This window comes from Klebsiella sp. X13, assembly GCF_003323835.1.
GTDB classification, from domain to species: domain Bacteria; phylum Pseudomonadota; class Gammaproteobacteria; order Enterobacterales; family Enterobacteriaceae; genus Klebsiella; species Klebsiella ornithinolytica.
In genome coordinates this window covers 1190213-1206643 of sequence record NZ_CP030874.1, presented here as the reverse complement: position 1 = coordinate 1206643, position 16431 = coordinate 1190213, and the positions used below count along the sequence as shown (strand labels likewise).

General features: G+C 58.2%; 16 protein-coding genes. 9 read left to right on the top strand and 7 right to left on the bottom strand.

The window, feature by feature from the left end; genetic code table 11:
* The first annotated feature begins 7 nt into the window (after positions 1-7).
* The 5 genes from DSD31_RS05920 (at position 8) to DSD31_RS05900 (ending at position 4911) form a co-directional block, all read left to right on the top strand.
* Positions 8-811, top strand: coding sequence for an ABC transporter substrate-binding protein (locus DSD31_RS05920; protein WP_044023589.1), 804 nt, complete (start codon positions 8-10; stop codon positions 809-811).
* A gap of 33 nt (positions 812-844) precedes the next feature.
* Positions 845-2365, top strand: a complete 1521-nt coding sequence (locus tag DSD31_RS05915) for an amino acid ABC transporter permease/ATP-binding protein (protein ID WP_004866653.1) — start codon at positions 845-847, stop codon at positions 2363-2365.
* Positions 2366-3094, top strand: a complete 729-nt coding sequence (locus tag DSD31_RS05910) for a class II aldolase/adducin family protein (RefSeq protein ID WP_004866655.1) — start codon at positions 2366-2368, stop codon at positions 3092-3094.
* Positions 3095-3099: 5 nt separating this feature from the next.
* Positions 3100-4032: a 2-hydroxyacid dehydrogenase gene (locus DSD31_RS05905; RefSeq protein WP_004866658.1), complete on the top strand. Its 933-nt coding sequence runs from the start codon at positions 3100-3102 to the stop codon at positions 4030-4032.
* Between the two features lie 84 nt (positions 4033-4116).
* Positions 4117-4911, top strand: a complete 795-nt coding sequence (locus DSD31_RS05900) for an SDR family NAD(P)-dependent oxidoreductase (RefSeq protein WP_069476507.1) — start codon at positions 4117-4119, stop codon at positions 4909-4911.
* Positions 4912-4933: 22 nt separating this feature from the next.
* Here DSD31_RS05900 and DSD31_RS05895 read toward each other — a convergent pair whose 3' ends face one another.
* The 6 genes from DSD31_RS05895 to speB form a co-directional block, all read right to left on the bottom strand.
* Positions 4934-5260, bottom strand: coding sequence for a MerR family transcriptional regulator (locus DSD31_RS05895; RefSeq protein ID WP_004866665.1), 327 nt, complete (start codon positions 5258-5260; stop codon positions 4934-4936).
* Positions 5261-5310: 50 nt separating this feature from the next.
* Positions 5311-5766: a PTS sugar transporter subunit IIA gene (locus tag DSD31_RS05890; protein ID WP_004866667.1), complete on the bottom strand. Its 456-nt coding sequence runs from the start codon at positions 5764-5766 to the stop codon at positions 5311-5313.
* Positions 5763-7127 carry a PTS galactitol transporter subunit IIC gene (locus DSD31_RS05885; RefSeq protein ID WP_004866671.1) on the bottom strand — a complete coding sequence of 455 codons (1365 nt, stop codon included), beginning with the start codon at positions 7125-7127 and terminating at the stop codon, positions 5763-5765. Before DSD31_RS05885 ends, DSD31_RS05890 begins: the two co-directional genes overlap by 4 nt.
* A gap of 3 nt (positions 7128-7130) precedes the next feature.
* A complete protein-coding gene (locus tag DSD31_RS05880; RefSeq protein ID WP_113990880.1) occupies positions 7131-7412 on the bottom strand; it encodes a PTS sugar transporter subunit IIB in 282 nt (93 codons plus the stop codon).
* A 223-nt stretch (positions 7413-7635) separates the two neighbouring features.
* On the bottom strand, positions 7636-8454 hold the full coding sequence (locus DSD31_RS05875) for an ABC transporter substrate-binding protein (protein ID WP_004866679.1): 819 nt from the start codon (positions 8452-8454) through the stop codon (positions 7636-7638).
* A gap of 13 nt (positions 8455-8467) precedes the next feature.
* The gene (speB, locus tag DSD31_RS05870) at positions 8468-9439 is read right to left on the bottom strand and encodes an agmatinase (protein ID WP_004866682.1); all 972 of its coding nucleotides are present in this window, start codon (positions 9437-9439) and stop codon (positions 8468-8470) included.
* A 135-nt stretch (positions 9440-9574) separates the two neighbouring features.
* On the opposite strand from speB, the gene DSD31_RS05865 reads away from it, so the two are divergent.
* Positions 9575-10477 carry a LysR family transcriptional regulator gene (locus tag DSD31_RS05865; RefSeq protein WP_004866683.1) on the top strand — a complete coding sequence of 301 codons (903 nt, stop codon included), beginning with the start codon at positions 9575-9577 and terminating at the stop codon, positions 10475-10477.
* A gap of 27 nt (positions 10478-10504) precedes the next feature.
* On the opposite strand, the gene DSD31_RS05860 is transcribed toward DSD31_RS05865, so the two are convergent.
* Complete coding sequence (locus DSD31_RS05860; protein WP_004866685.1) at positions 10505-11257, bottom strand: AraC family transcriptional regulator; 753 nt, start codon at positions 11255-11257, stop codon at positions 10505-10507.
* A 178-nt stretch (positions 11258-11435) separates the two neighbouring features.
* Between DSD31_RS05860 and DSD31_RS05855 the strand changes: the two genes are divergently transcribed.
* From DSD31_RS05855 to fhuB, 3 genes are read left to right on the top strand one after another with little or no spacing between them, the layout of a single operon-like run.
* Complete coding sequence (locus DSD31_RS05855) at positions 11436-13571, top strand: TonB-dependent siderophore receptor (protein ID WP_044350317.1); 2136 nt, start codon at positions 11436-11438, stop codon at positions 13569-13571.
* 2 nt (positions 13572-13573) lie between these two features.
* On the top strand, positions 13574-14431 hold the full coding sequence (locus tag DSD31_RS05850) for an ABC transporter substrate-binding protein (RefSeq protein ID WP_064359146.1): 858 nt from the start codon (positions 13574-13576) through the stop codon (positions 14429-14431).
* 37 nt (positions 14432-14468) lie between these two features.
* Complete coding sequence (gene fhuB / locus DSD31_RS05845; protein WP_113990879.1) at positions 14469-16406, top strand: Fe(3+)-hydroxamate ABC transporter permease FhuB; 1938 nt, start codon at positions 14469-14471, stop codon at positions 16404-16406.
* Positions 16407-16431 lie beyond the last annotated feature (25 nt).

Below are 16431 nucleotides of genomic sequence, written 5' to 3'. Positions count from 1 at the left end.
ATACATGATGAAAAAAACGCTTAAGTCGCTCTCGCACCGTGTGGCTTTGGGCATCGCCGTCGCCGCTTGCTTTTCTCCGCTGACCCAGGCCGCAGAACTGCTGACCGATGGTGTCTTTAAAGTCGGCATGGAGGTCACCTATCCGCCGTTTGAATCCTATGACAGCAACAACAACATCGTTGGCCTCGATCCGGAGTTTGCCGCGCTGATTGCCGAACAGCTCAACGCGAAGCCACAGCTGATCGATACCAAATTCACCAGCCTGATTTTAGGCATCGGCAAGAAATACGACGCGGTGATATCCGGGATGTACGTCACGCCTGAGCGCCTGAAACAGGCCGATGCGATCCCTTACGCCCTCTCCGGCGCGTCGATTATCGCCCTGAAGAGCAGCGCGATTCAGCCCAAAACGGAAGACGAGCTCTGCGGCGTCAAGGTGGGCCTGCAGCAGGGCACCACCTGGGTCACCAGCCTGAAGAATCACTCCGACGAGTATTGCCTGAAGAACGGTAAACCGGCCATCAGCATCCAGGAGTTCCCGACCGCGCCGGAAGCCTCGCAGGCCCTGCTGTCGAAAAACATTAACGCGCAGTTAGAAATCGCCCCGGCGGCGCAAATCATTGTTGATAAAAGTCGTGGACGGCTGGCTATCAGCTCCACGCGGCTGGTCTACCCGTTGCCTCTGGGGATTTACGTTGCGAAGGGAAATAGCGAACTGGTGACTGCCATTAAATCAACATTAACCACCTTAAAAGCCAACGGCAAATATGACGCCATTATCAAGAAATACAATTTAGAGCGCATCGATTAAATACAATAAAGCACACGAGCAACAGGAGTCGGTATGGAGTTCGATTGGGGATACTTTTTCTCATTATTTAGCGTTGGGGCATTCTGGCAGGCGTGTATCACCGTCATCGTCGTCAGTTCATTGTCCTGGTTTATTGGCCTGGTATTAGGATTTTTATTAGCCTGCGCGAAGCTCTCAGGCCCGCGCTGGCTAAAGGTTCCCGTCGAACTCTATATTTGGTTTTTTCGCAGCGTGCCGTTAATGGTGCTGCTGGTCTTTGTCTATAACCTGCCGCAGCTCTTTCCGGTTACGCAGCCGCTGCTCGGTATTCCGTTTATTGCCGGATTAGTGTCGATGACCGTTACCGAAGCAGCGTATATGGCGGAAATCCATCGCGGCGGATTAATGTCAGTGGCGAAAGGACAAAGCGAAGCCGGTCACGCATTAAGTTTCAGCTTTATTGGCATTCAGCGCTTAATTATTATTCCGCAGGCGTTTCGTATTTCGTTACCCACCCTGATTAATGAATACATCACGATTATTAAGCTCAGCTCAATATTATCGGTTATTTCACTTCCGGAGCTGCTGCTCACCGGACAGCGCCTGTATGCGCAAAACTTCCTCGTCATGGAGACGCTGCTGGCGGTCGCGGTCTACTACGTCATGGTGGTAACGGTCTTCACCTGGCTGTTCCGGGCGCTGGAAAATGTACTGGATATTCAGCAAAAGCGCCCGCAGACCTTCAATGACGCCGAGTGTGACGCCCTGCGTCAGTCGCTGAAGGCGCCGCAGCATACGGCGAAAGCCGAACCCACCAGCGGTAACCCGCCGGCGCTCGATCTGCGCGCGATCGAGAAATCCTGGGGCCAGCATCAGGTCCTGAAAGGTATCGATCTGAAAGTCGAAAACGGTCAGGTCATCAGCATCATCGGGCCGTCGGGGTCCGGCAAAACCACCCTTATCCGCACCATTAACGCGCTGGAAAGCATCGATGCCGGGGAGATCGTGCTCTATGGCGAAGATTACCTTAAGGGGGCGGCAATCGTGGATAAGCCGCAGATGCGCGCCGGCGTGCGGCGTATCGGCATGGTTTTCCAGAGTTTCAACCTGTTCCCTCACCGCACGGTGCTCGATAACGTCATGCTCGCCCCGCTGTATCACAAGCTGGTTGAGCAGCGGGTGGCCAGAGAGCAGGCCCTCTATCTGCTGGATCGCGTCGGCCTGCTGGCCCATGCCGAAAAATACCCCTGGCAGCTCTCCGGCGGCCAGCAGCAGCGCGTCGCCATCGCCAGAGCGCTGGCTTTAAAACCGGACATCATGCTGTTTGACGAACCCACCTCCGCGCTGGATCCCGAACTGGTGGGGGAAGTGCTGAAGGTGATTCAGTCTCTTGCCCGTGAAGGGATGACGATGCTGATCGTCACCCATGAGATGGACTTCGCTTTATCCATCTCTGACCGGGTGGTGATGATGGAAAACGGCGTCGTGGCGAGCGATGTGCCTCCACAGCGCATCCGCAACGGCGCGGAAGATCCGGCGCTGAGCCGCATACGTGAATTTATGGGAGTGCAATAAATGACGACTGAACGTGAACTACGCCAGGATCTGGCTGCCGCCTACCGGCTTGCGGCGCTGTTTGGCTGGGAAGATACGCTTTACACCCACTTTTCCGTGCGCCTGCCGGGCGACGGCGAACCGCGGTTTCTGATTAACCCGTTCGGCATGATGTTCGATGAGGTGACGGCCAGTAATCTCATCGTCGTCGATATGCAGGGAAAGGTCGTAGAGGGCCACGCTCCGGCCAACTCGGCCGGCTTTACCATCCACAGCGCGGTGCATATGGCGCGGGAAGATGCGCATTGCGTCATCCATACCCATACGCTGCCGGGCATGGCGGTCGCCGCCTGCCAGCAGGGATTGTTACAGCTTAACCAGATCAGCACCGAGTTTTATCAGCGCGTCGGCTATCACCCGTATGAGGGCGTGGCGTTTGACCTCGACGAACGCGAACGTATTCAGCGCTCGCTGGGGGATCATATCGCCATGATTCTGCAAAGCCACGGCCTGCTGTCGGTCGGGCGTACCGTCGCCGACGCGTTTTACATCATGTACTACCTCAACCGCGCCTGCGAAATTCAAATGGCCAGCGCCCAGCTCGCTCCGCTCAGCGCCATCCACACCATTCCTGCCCACCTGAGCCAGCATGCCTGCGAACAGCTGATGGGCGTGGAACATGAGCGCCAGCTGGTCTGGCAGGCGTGGTTGCGCCGCCTGAACCGTCTCGACACTTCTTACAAAGACTAACGCCTATGCCAAACCTGACTATCGTTGTCGATTGCAATGACCAGAACTATGCCCGCGAGATTTGCGAGGCGCTGCGGCTGTTCCCGGACGTGACCGCGGTCTTGCCCGAACATCCGGCGGCACGCACCGCGGAATATGCCAGCTGCTGGTTTCCCGATACCAGCCTGCTGACGCGTTCACCGGCATTAAAATTAATCCAGGCCGCATCGGCCGGGGTAGACCATCTCCCCGATAACCTGTTCGCCAGCTCTGTTCCGCTCTGCCGGGTGGTGGATGAGGATTTCCGTCACGGAATGTTCGAGTACGCGCTATGGGGCGTGCTGTGGTTTCAGCGCAGCTTCGACCGCGCGCTGGCGCATCAACGCCAGCGGGTCTGGAAGATCTATCCGCAGCGGGCCGCCAGCGATTTTCGCATTGGCGTGATGGGACTTGGCGAAATCGGCGGTTATATCGCCACCCGCCTCGCCGGGCTGGGGTATCACGTTTCTGGCTGGGCGCGCAGCGAGAAACAACTCCCCGGCGTCCGGTGCTATCACGGCGATGCGCAGGCCGGTGAATTTTTTGCTGAGCTGGATGCGCTGATCAACGTTCTGCCGCTCACCGAACAGACTCGCGGTATTCTCGCCCGGCCGCTGCTCGATCGGCTTCCCGCAGGCGCGGTACTCATCAACTGCGGGCGCGGCGAACATATGGTGAATCACGATATTCTGCAGGCGCTGGATAGCGGCCGGCTGGCGGGCGCGGTACTGGATGTCTTCCCCGTTGAACCCCTGCCGCAGGATGACCCGCTCTGGCTGCATCCGCAGGTGGTCATCACCCCACATATGGCCTCGATCGCGCCGGCGGAGGTGATTGCCCGCCAGCTGCTGGAGAACATTCACCGCCAGCAGCGTGCGCTGCCGCTGAACAATCTGGTGGATAAACAGCGGGGATATTGAGCCTTTACTCAGGCGATCCCCGGCCTGCGCCCTCATCAGCTGCTACGCTTAATGGTCTGTCTGACAACACATAAGGCCAGAGTTATGAAGATTGATCTTTCGGGGAAAGTTGCGCTGGTGACCGCATCCACGGCCGGAATTGGCTTTGCTATCGCCAAAGGGCTGGCGGCCAGCGGCGCGGAGGTGGTGGTCAACGGGCGCAGCGAGCGTAGCGTCAACGAGGCCATCGCTCGCCTGCAAAACGAGGTACCCGGCGCCAGGCCGCGCGCTGCCGTTGCCGACCTCAGCGGTGGCGAAGGGGTCGCGCAGCTCCTGCACGCGGTAAACGGCGTCGATATTCTGGTCAATAACGCCGGGATTTATGGCCCGCTGGACTTCTACGACACCGACGATGCCATCTGGGAAAACTACTGGCAGACCAACGTTATGTCCGGCGTAAGGCTGTCGCGTGCGCTGCTGCCGGCGATGGTGCAAAAAGGCTGGGGCCGGGTGGTGTTTATCTCCTCGGAGTCGGCGCGCAACATTCCGGCGGACATGATCCACTATGGCGTGACCAAAACCGCTCAGCTGTCGCTGGCGCGCGGGCTGGCGAAATTTGTAGCCGGTAGCGGCGTGACGGTGAACAGCGTGTTGCCCGGCCCGACGATTTCCGATGGCTTTGCCGAAATGATGAAAGACGAGGTAGCGAAAACCGGTAAACCGCTGGACCAGCTCGCCAAAGAGTTTGTGATGACCCATCGCCCCAGCTCGGTGATCCAGCGGGCGGCATCGGTTGATGAAGTGGCTAATATGGTGGTGTACGTCTGCTCAACTCAGGCCTCCGCCACCTCCGGCGCGGCGCTGCGCGTCGATGGCGGCGTGGTAGATGATATTGTCTGACCGCTTAGCGCCCGCCCGCTGACTAGCGGCCGGGCTTTTTGGCCGGATCGTTAACCGACGTCATTTCGAACTGACCTTCAGGGTCCATGGCGTTGACCGCCTTTTGCAGTTCCGCAAGGGCAAACTTGAGGGAAGCCACCTCCTCCCGTAGCGCCTGCATCTCCTGCTCTTGCGTGGTGCTGCGGCTGGTTTTTGGAAAGGCTTCAAACACATCCTCTTCAAGGAACATACGAACCTGGCGGTTATCAACATTCACCAGCTGATACTTCAGCCGGCCGCTGTTGATCGCGTTATAGATAGTCTTGCGACTGACCATCGCTAACTCTATGACGTCGCTGATTCGTAACATCTTTCCCCTCTCCGCTTCCGGCCTCACCGTCTGGCGCCCATCATTTTATCTTACTGCGTGACGACGGCATCGGTGAACACTTTTGCAATCTCCTCTGGCGTCATTTTAACGATATCGTTAACGCGATCGCGATCGGCTAATAATGCGAATAAGGATTGAATAATTGCCACTTTTTCGCAAGTTTTATCAATGGCCATCATGACCACGATCTCCGGCACCACCCTCTCTTCCGGCTCATCGGTACGGTGAAACGCCACGCCGGCCCGATTGATACCGATGGCAAACCCGGTGTGGTTAACATGCTCAAACTCGGTATGCGGAATGGCGACGCTGTGGGTCTCCATAAAGATCCCCGTCGGGTAGCGCTCCTCACGAGCGAGCACGCCGTCGGTGAAACTCGGTTTTACCAGACCATCCGCCAGCAGACTTTGGGCAAGGCGGGTTAGTAAGGCCGTCCGACTCACGGCCTCGTTAAATGTCACCACTCGCTGAGCGCTAAACATCATTTTCCTGCCTCCGTCGCCGCTTCTGCCGGCTGTTCATTTTCCTGGGCCAGTTTGCGGCGATTCCACAACACCAGCGCGAGGGTGCACAGGGTCAGAATCCCGACGCCAATCTCTTTGAGGTGGAAGCTCTGGATAATCGCCCACGGCAACATGGCCCCGGCATAATCCACGCTACTGATACTGGTGGTGCCCTGCGGCAGCGAGAAGCCAGTGCTGACCGCGGTGCTGGTGACAATCGGCGCCAGGTTGGTACCAATCAGCAGCGCCAGGCTCAGGGTTAACAGCCCGGTCAGCAGCGTGCGGAACATATCGCCGCGGCATACCGCCGTTACCAGAACAAAGGCAAAGGGTAAACCGGTTAATGACGCAAAAGGCAGGAACTGGTTGCCGGGAATGATGGCCGCGAGAACCAGCATCACCGGAATCATCAGCATCGAAACGGACAGCGTGACCGGATGCCCGACGCTGACGGCAGAGTCCAGACCAATGGCAATTTTACCGAACGATCCGGCTCGTGACTGGGCAATTTCCTGAATACGCTCACTGATCGGGTAGACCCCTTCCATCAGCATCTTCGCCATCCGCGGAATAATGGTCATCACCGCCGCCATGGTAATCGCAGTTTGCAAAATAGCCTTGACTTCAATGCCGGCAATAATGCCGAGCAGCGCGCCGATAATAGCCCCGAGGGAAGCCGGGTCGCCGAGAATAGATAATCTCCGCTGAATCACTTCCGTATCAATTTTAATATCACGCACCACCGGAATACGGTCGACAATAGCATTCACCAGCCATGCCGCCGGAACAAATGAAGCGGAGAAACCGTGTGGCACCGAAATAGAGGGCAGATTTAAATATTTTTCAACATCGCCGCTGGTACGGTCGGCAATCACCATCGTAATAATGCAGTTAATCCCGGCGGCAAATATCCCCAGCCACAGGCTATCGGTAATAATCGTCACCAGTGAGCCGGTAAACGCGTGATGCCACAGGTTCCAGATATCGACGTTCAACACCCGGGTGGTTTTGGTGTACAGCATCAGCACGTTAATCGCCACGCACACCGGAATCACCAGCGCTCCGACGCGCGTCCCCATCGCCACCGCCGCTGCCGCGGGCCAGCCCACATCCAGCACGTTCAGATTCAGACCGAAACGCTCTACCAGCGCGTGGCTGACGGGCGTCAGAGAATCGATCATCAGGTTCACCGTAATGCTTAAGCCGATAAACCCGATCCCCACCATTAAGCCCGCTTTCAGGGCTTTACTGAGGGACAGACGTAATAATAGACCGAGGAGCATAAATATCAGCGGCATCATCACCGATGCGCCTAAACCCACGATGTAATCAACAATAAACATGGCTTAACCCTCGGCGAGAATTAATTCTTTCACGCTGCTGAACACTTTATCGGTACCCATGCCGGTTAATAGCGGCAGAGCGTTAATGACCGGAACGGACAGCGTAACGGGCGACGTCGAGACGATAAAATCGACGTCGTCACGGGTTTTGGCTTCCGCCACGGTACCTTGTGAAATACGAACCTTATCGAGGATATTTTCTTTTTTCAGGAAGTCCTGCAGTTTATTTAAGGCGACGGTGCTGGTCGCTACGCCAGCGCCGCAGCAAATCATCATGTGTTTCATATGAATTCCTCTCTGTTTTGGTGAGGGGAATTAAAACATGCGGAGGGGAGAGGAATTGTGATCAGTGTGTAATTTTACACACTGAATACACAAAGGATGGTAAAAAGACAGTAATCAATTGATAACTATGAGAATTAAGTTTTATCTGAACGATAATCAGGCAAAAACCGTGATATAGATCTCATTAAATGGCTCGTTCATCACAACATTTCCGCTTTTCATCTCAGGGCTGCGGCGCGTTATCCGTAATACCGTAGGCGGCATATTTCTGCAGCAAAGCATGATATTCCCCGTTGTCACGCAGCGTTTTCAATGCCGAAGTCAGCTGCTGCGCCAGCGCCGTGTTGCCTTTGCGAACGTAAATCCCCAGCGTTTGCGGGTAAATCGTCTGCGGGGAACTCACCTTCAGGCGGCCTTTACTACGCTGGGTAAACAGGCTGACCACGCCAGCGATATCCACCTGGGCCTGAATATTTCCGGAGAGCAGCGCCTGCAGCGTCTCCGGCGAGGTCGGGAATTCTTTAATCTCAATAGCCCCTTTGCCCTGCTGCTGGCAATCGCCTGCCGAAAGCGCCTGCAGCTTTTTCACCCATGAAGTCCCCTGCTGTAGTCCGACGGTTAGCCCACAGAGATCGTGTTCCGTTTGCGGCGCCACGGGACTGTCGCTGCGCACCATAATATAGGCCCCGGTGTTGGCGTACGGGATAGCATCCGCCTGACGGGTACGTTCCTCAGTGATATAGAGCGCCGAGATCACCGCATCCTGGCGCCCGCCGCTCAGACCAAGGATCAGGCTGCTGAATTTCGTATCCACCAGCTGGAGCGTTAAGCCTGTTTGCTGGCTGAGCAGCGCCGCCAGTTCGGCATCGAACCCCACGATGGCGTCATCCTGCCAGGATTCAAATGGCGGGTAGGTCACTTCCATAGCTATTTTTATTTTTCCCGGTGAGAGAGTGGCATCGGCCGCATTGGCCGCCGATGCCAGCCCCAACGCCAGTCCCAGCGTGGTCGCAAGATAACCTAGTGAGAGACATTTTTTCATCAGTTGGCTCCGGTTAAGCAGAAATGCGCCGATGATGAGCATCGGCAAGCTGGCAAAGCAGTTCGAACATCAGGGTCGCGCCGGTCAGGCTGGTGAGATTGCCCTGGTCAAACGGCGGCGACACCTCCACCAGGTCGGCACCAATCAGGTTCAACCCGGCAAGCTGGCGGAGACAATGCTGCGCCTGCAAGGTGGTCATACCGCCAATTTCCGGCGTTCCGGTGCCGGGGGCATAGACCGGATCCAGCACGTCGATATCAAAGCTGATGTAGGTGGGCTGGTCGCCGACAATCTCCCGCGCCCGCTGCATCACCCGCTCGACGCCCAGTTCATTGACCTGCTCCATACGGATAATCGTGATGCCGTTTTCCTCCGCCCAGCGGTGTTCATCCGCGGAGAACAGCGCGCCGCGAATACCGATTTGCACCGTGCGTCTCGGGTCGAGAACCCCCTCTTCCACGGCGCGGCGAAACGGGGTGCCGTGGGTAAAGCGCTCACCGCCAAAATAGCTGTCGTTGGTGTCCGAATGGGCATCAAAATGGATCATGCCCAGCGGCTTATTCCGTCCAAGCGCCCGCAAAATCGGCAAGGTGGTGAGATGGTCGCCCCCCGCGGTTAACGGCATTACCTGCTGCTGATTAAGGACGTGATACCAGGCCTCAATGCGCGCCAGGCTATCCTGCATATCCACGGGATTAATTCGCACATCGCCCAGATCGCCCACCCGCGCATAATCGTAGGGAGAGCGGCGGGTCACCGGATGGATCCGCCGCACCAGGCTGGAGGCATTGCGCAGTTCGCGCGGCCCGTGGCGTGTGCCGGCACGGTTAGTGGTTCCGCCATCCCACGGTACCCCCACCACGCTGATATCCAGTTCGCTGGTCTGCGGGGCAAACGGAAGACGGAAAAAGGTCGGTAATCCGCTGAAGCGCGGAATTTCACCATCCTGCGGCTGCGGGTACTCATGTTCAGTTGCGGATGTCATTGCAGTTTCTCCATGGCTTATCGGGGCGATAAAGAGATACTGCGGAACGTAGTACAGAGAAAAAATAGTCAAAGCCAAAAAATTAGTTTAGAAAAATAAAAACAAAACCCGGGACTTACAGTGGAGTATTCCCCTATGTCAGTGGGCAAATTTCCCAATCTGCGCCTGTTACACGTTTTTATCACCGTCGCAAAATATCAGGGCTACGCCAATGCCCAGCAGGAGCTTAACCTGACGGTTTCGGCCATCAGCAACTATATGAGTGAGCTTGAAGAGAAGCTGGGAATCATTCTGTGTCGCCGTGGCAGAGGCGGATTTTCGCTGACGGAAAAAGGGGAAACCGTCCTTCAGCAAAGCATCGATTTGCTGAATTCGCTGGAGGATTTCGAACGCAATACGGCCACTCTGCGGGGCGAGCAAACCGGGATCTTTAATCTTGGCGTCATCGATTCTACGATTACCGATCCGATGCTGCCCATGAGCGATATTATTGCGACATTCAGCGAACGCTTCCCGCGGGTACAGATAAACCTGCAGGTCAGAAGTCCGAACGCGCTTTTACAGGGCGTGTTGAATAACGAACTGGATCTCGCCGTCGGGACCTTCTCACTTCAGGCCAACAGCGTGATTTCTCATCCGCTCTATCGCGAACAAAACTGGCTCTACTGCGGCGATAAGCACCCGCTCTTTACCGTTAAACATCTGACGGAAGCGCTGATTTCGCCGATGCGGATGGTCACCCGCAGCTACTGGAGCAGCAGTGATTTGGGGCGTAAAGGCTTTAAGCAGAGCGAAGCCAGCGCCGAAAGTATGGAAGCACAGCTGATGCTCATCTTGTCCGGCAAATATATCGGCTATCTGCCGGAGCACTATGCGCTGCCGTGGGTACAAGCGCAAAAGCTGCGCGCCCTGCTGCCGACAGAATATGGCTACCAGGCTCCCTTTTCGCTGATCTTTCGCCGCGGGCGCAGCAAAGAGACGTTAATTCGCGCGATGCGGGATACCGTCCGCGCTCGCGTGAAAGGGCGAAAAGGCTAAAGGCCGCAGGGCGGAAAAATCTGACGCTTACTCCCGGCCGCCGGTGGCCAGAATGTAGCGCTGCGGCGACACGCCAAGCTTTTTACGGAACATCGCGATAAACGCGCTGGCGCTAGCGTACCCCAGTTCATGAGCCAGTTTGCTCACCGTCACGCCGCGCGCGAGATTGCATACCGCCTCCAGCAGACGAATCTGCTGACGCCATTCTGAGAAACTGAGATGGGTCTCTTCGCGGAACAACCGCGCCAGCGTGCGCTCGCTGGCCCCCACTTTTTGCCCCCACCACGCCAGCGTGGCCGCATGGTCCAGCTCGCGGCAAAGGGTATCGCACACCTGGCGCACGCGCCGGTCGCTGGGGAGAATGACATGGCACAGCATGCTGGCAGGCAAGCGGGCCAGCTCGTCGCTCAACAACGCCAGAATCAGCGCCTGACGTTCCGTCGACACGGTCTCTTCCAGACCGGCTGCAATCAGGGTATGCAGTAGCGGGGTAGCGGCCAGTCCACGGCACTGGAGGCCAAACTGACGCGAGGCCTGAGGGGTTAAATAGAGATTTTGCGTCACGACGTGATCAATCGCCTGCAGACCGTGCGACAAACCGCCGGGCAGCCAGATGGCACGACCGGGCGACAGCAGCCAGATATGCTGCGGAGTCACAATTTTTGCCACACCGCGCAGCGGGTAGATCAGTTGCCCTTGTTCATGCTGATGAACCGGCTCTTCGCTGCCGGGGGTATATTTCAGCTGGCGTAGCCCTTCAATAGCGTGCGGGATTGTCATCTTCACCTGCCCTTTGTCCGATTCTCACCATTTATCCGTACTGCTGCGTTTAGAGACAACTTTTGTCCGAATGGCGACATCCAGGTGACCAGTCGCGCCATTCTGCCATGGACAGGCTTCTCTTTTGAAGTTGAATAATTATCATTTCCATCCAATTCTAATAACAGTCGGAAATGCTATGAGACAGATTGGCAAGTTTCTCAGGGATAAACCGTTGAAAGTACTGGCATGTACGATCATCGCAGGATACAGCGGGCAAGCGTTCACTGCGGATAACGGGCAGGATAGCACAAAAGAACAGACGATAGTGGTTACCGCCGATGCCGGTGCGCAGGGGCAGGATGACGAGAGCAACATCGTTGCGCACAGCGCGACGGCGGGCAGTAAATCCAGCCAGTTGATTAGCCGGACGTCGCAAAGTATTGCCGTCATCACCCAGGCGCAAATTGAGGCGCAGGCGGCAAAGACGATTCCGGAAGCACTACGCTACGTCTCCGGCGTCGCCTCGGAAAACGCCGGGCCGGATACCCGTTTCGACACCATTATCGTGCGTGGATTCGAAGCCGACGAATATCTCGACGGCCTGCGTCTGCCGCGTGAAGCCTGGTGGAGCCGCCCGGCGTGGGATCCGTTCCTGCTCTCGCGCATAGAGGTGGTCAAAGGGCCGGCATCGGTGCTCTACGGGCAGGCCAATCCGGGCGGGATCGTCAATATGGTGAGCAAAACCCCGCAGGCTGACGCCGGCGGTCAGGTGTATGTCACCGCGGGCAATAACAACCTGTTTGGCACCGGTTTCGACGTTACCGGCCCGCTGAACGCCGACAAAACGCTACTGGGCCGCGTCGCAGGGACCTTTTTCGATACGCAAACCCAGGTCGATCACACCCGCTACCAGCACTATGATATTGCCCCTTCGCTGACCTGGCAGCCGAACGAGCGAACCAGCCTGACCCTCCTTGCACAGCTGCGCAAAGACCCGGACAGCGGCTTCTACAACCAGATGCCGATCTCAGGCACCCTGACCCATAACCCTAACGGGCAGATCTCCACCAGCTTCTACGGCGGACAGCCCGGTTTTGATAAGTACGAGCGTGAACAGGGCAGTATTGGCTATCAGTTCCGCCATGACTTTAACGATACGGTCACCTTCCGTCAGAACCTGCGCTATATCAGCAGTACAGGTAACTATCTGATGGTTTATCCGTGGGGCGAGCACGCCGACGCGCCGTTGATAGACCGCTATTCGATGAACCTGAAAGAGACCATGTCCAACTTTGCGGTGGACAACCAGGCGGAGTTTCACCTGCAAAGTGGCCCGATCGCTCACGTTCTGCTGGCGGGGATCGACCGGATGCACACTTCGGTACGCAGCCAGGCCGGCTACGGCGATGCCAGCCCGATCAACTATCTCGATCCGGACTACAGCACCCCGGTTGAAAAACCGGCCTTCACCAGCAATACCCACTCAACTCTGGATCAAACCGGGTTCTATTTACAGGATCAGCTGGAGTGGAATAACTGGATCGTCAATCTCGCCGGGCGGTACGATGCGGCGAAAACGAAAAGCACCGATCTGCTTACCGATAGCCGCAGCGAACGTAACGATTACGCCACCACCGGCCGCGCCGGGCTGCTCTACCACTTCGACAACGGACTGGCGCCGTACATCAGCTATTCGACGTCGTTCGTGCCGAGCAGCAATACCGATTTCTACGGCCACGCCTTTAAGCCCACCGAAGGTAAACAGTCGGAGATTGGTCTGAAGTACGATCCGGTTGGCCTCGATGCGCTGTTTACCCTTGCGCTGTTTAACCTGCGTGAAACCAACGTCGCCACTCCGGACCCGGATCATGCCAACTTCAGCGTGCAAACCGGTGAGATCCGTTCTCGCGGCGTCGAACTGGACGGCAAAATCAACCTCACCCCGGCCTGGTCGGTACTGGCATCCTGGGCCTTCACCGACCCGAAAGTCACCAGCGCTAACGACGGCACGGAAGGCAAACATCCGGTGGGGATTTCCCGTCACAGCGCCAAACTGTGGACCCAGTATGCGCTGAGCGGCCCGCTCGACGGTTTCTCGCTGGGCGGCGGCGTGCGTTATATCGGCAGCAGCTATGCCACCAGCGATAACAGCCTGAAAGTCCCGGCGGCGACGGTGTACGACGCGCGAATTGGCTACCAGTGGCGTGAATGGGGCGTGGCGCTTAACGCCGCCAACCTGACGGATAAAACCTATCTCGCCTCGTGTCAGGATAACGGCTGCGAATATGCGATGAAACGCCAGCTGATTGCCACCGTGAACTACAAGTGGTAGCCATGCTGTCACGACGCAGGTTGCTCACTGCTGCCCTGCTGGCCCCCGCTCTGTCGTGGGCCAGCAGTTCGCCTGTGCCACAGCGGCTGGCGGTACTGGACTGGGGGCTGACCGAAATGATCCTCGCTCTCGGCATTACACCAGCGGGGGTTTCGGCGCCGGACTGGTATCGCAAACTGATCTCCGTTCCGACTCTGCCGGCAGCGGTGCAGGATTTAGGCCTGTTGTTTCAACCTAATCTGGAAACGCTCTATGCGTTGAAACCGGACACAATTGTGATCACTCCCCAACACGCCCTGTTAAAACCGGCTCTGGCGCAGGTGGCCCCCCTCGTGACGCTGCCCGCCCACGGCCTCAGCGCCTTTATTAGCGCCACGCAACAGCTGGGTATCGTACTTAAACGTGAACCCCAGGCGGCCGCGCTGATCGCCGCTCTGTCCCAGCGCATTATCCGTGCCCGCGGCTATGCGCAGAAACTGCTTCAGCCGGTCTTGTTCGCTTCCCCGGTGGATGCGTTACACCTGCGGTTGTATACCGCCGGTAGTCTGCCGGGCGATGTACTGGCGGCCTGCGGGATGCGCAACGCCTGGCGTGCAAGCGGCGGCGCCGAAGGCAACGTCCTGGTGGAGCTCACCCGTATCGCCACCCTCGATGCCCGACCGATCCTGCTGGTCGCGGCGGATCAGCGTGAGGCGGTAGCGCACTGGCAGCAAAGCCGGCTGTGGCGAAGCCTGCCGCTGACCTCACGCTATCCACTCGCGCTGATTGAGCAGCCCATCAGCGACGCCGGCGCACTGATCACCGCCGGGCGTTTTGCCGATATTTTCAGCCAGCTGATGGCGGGGTGGCGCGATGCATGAGCCCTTTTCCCGTCATCTCTCCTGAGGCGTTATCGGCATGCTGTGGCTGGCTTCTCTGCTGCTGGCGGTCGGCGATGTGCGGCATCAGGGCGGGTTTGCCGCGCTGTTCGATGCCCACAACGTTCAGCCGACGACGATTATCCTGCACAGCATGTGGCTTCCACGACAGGGGATGGCCATCGTAGGCGGCGCGACGCTCGGGCTGTGCGGCTGGCTGATGCAACGCGCGCTGCGCAACCCGCTGGCGGAGCCGATCACCCTCGGGATGACTTCCGGCGCAACCCTGGCGATGGGCCTGGCGTCGCTGTGGCTACCGGCGCTGACCGGCGGAATGCGGATGGGGATGATTATCGGCGGCGAGCTGGTCGCACTGCTGCTGGTTCTGCTTCTGAGCTGGCGCCAGCGCCTCTCTCCGCTGGTGATGATTCAGGCGGGAATGATGATTAACCTGTGGTGCGGTGCGCTGACCATGCTGATCGCCATTATCAACGACCGTTTCCTGCTGACCGTGCTGATGTGGGGCGGCGGTTCGCTGGCGCAGGAGGACAGCCATCTGCTGCTGGCGCTGCTGCCGTGGCTGGCGCTGTGCGTCGGGCTACTGATGCTGCTATTTCGCCCGCTGGAACTGCTGCAGCTCCCGGAAACCATGGTGAATAGTCTTGGCGCTTCACCGCTGCGGATTCGTGCCGCCGCGGTGCTGCTGGCGCTGGTGATGAGCGCGCTTATCATCAATGCCGTCGGCGTCATCGGCTTCATTGGTCTTGCCGCACCGCATCTCGCCCGTTTTGGCGGCGCGCGCACCTCGCGCCAGCTGGTGTTGCATAGCGCCCTGACCGGCTCAGGCCTGCTGTGGTTTACCGACCTTTGCGTTTCACGTGTTTCCCTGTTTAACGGCCAGCTGCTGCCGGTGGGGATGTTAACCGCCCTGACCGGCGGACCGCTGCTGATCCTGCTGGCGCGCTTCGCCCGTCAGCAGAGTCTGGATACCGCCCCGCCGCCGCAGATGTCGTCCCACACCAGCCGTTGGATTCCCTGGGCGGCAGTGCTCGCCCTCGCGGTATCCGTGGCTATCTCGCTGTTTTTCGGCCATGGTCTGGCCCACTGGCACTGGGCGCATTCGACTGAGCTGGCTCAGCTGCTGCCTTTACGGCTGCCGCGTCTGCTGGCGGCCATTAGCGCCGGCGCGTTGCTGGCTGGCGCGGGGGTACTGATGCAGCGGGTTAGCGGCAATCCGCTCGCCAGTCCTGAAGTGCTGGGTATCGGCGGCGGCGCGGCGATGGGGGTGACCGTGTATATTTTGCTGTTTCCCACCCACGGCAGCAATTTTTTGCTGTTCAGCAGCCTCTGCGGCGCGCTTATCAGCCTGCTGCTGACGATGTGGAACAGCCGCCGCAGCGCCTTTAATCCGCAGCGGGTGTTACTCAACGGCGTCGCCCTCAATGCCCTGTGCCAGGCGGCGGTGAGCATGGTCATGCTCAATAACCTTGCTGCCAGCTCGGTGCTGCTGCCGCTGATGACCGGCAGTACCTATTACATCAGCGCCCCTCTGGCGCAGTGGCTGTTTATTGCCACCCTGATTTTGCTGACCCTGACGCCGCTGTTCCGCCGCTGGCTGGTGCTGCTGCCGCTCGGCGGGGTTGCCGGTTCGCTGGGGCTTTCCCTGCCCCGCGCCCGTTTCGGGGTACTGACGCTGGCGGCGCTGATGACCGGGCTCGCCACGCTGCTGGTTGGCCCGGTGTCGTTTATTGGCCTGCTCGGGCCGCATCTGGCGCGTAAAACCGGTGTCAAAGGCGCGCTGGCGCAGCTCTACACCGCCGCGCTGCTCTCCGCCTGCATTATGACCCTCGCCGACTGGCTGGGACGCAACGCGCTCTATCCGCGCCAGCTTCCGGTCGGACTGGTGGCCTCGCTTATTGGCGTCCCGCTGCTGGTCTGGCCGTTGATTCGCGCAAAGGGCCAGCGTGGGGCTGAATAACAGATAAAAAGCCATGAAAAAAAGG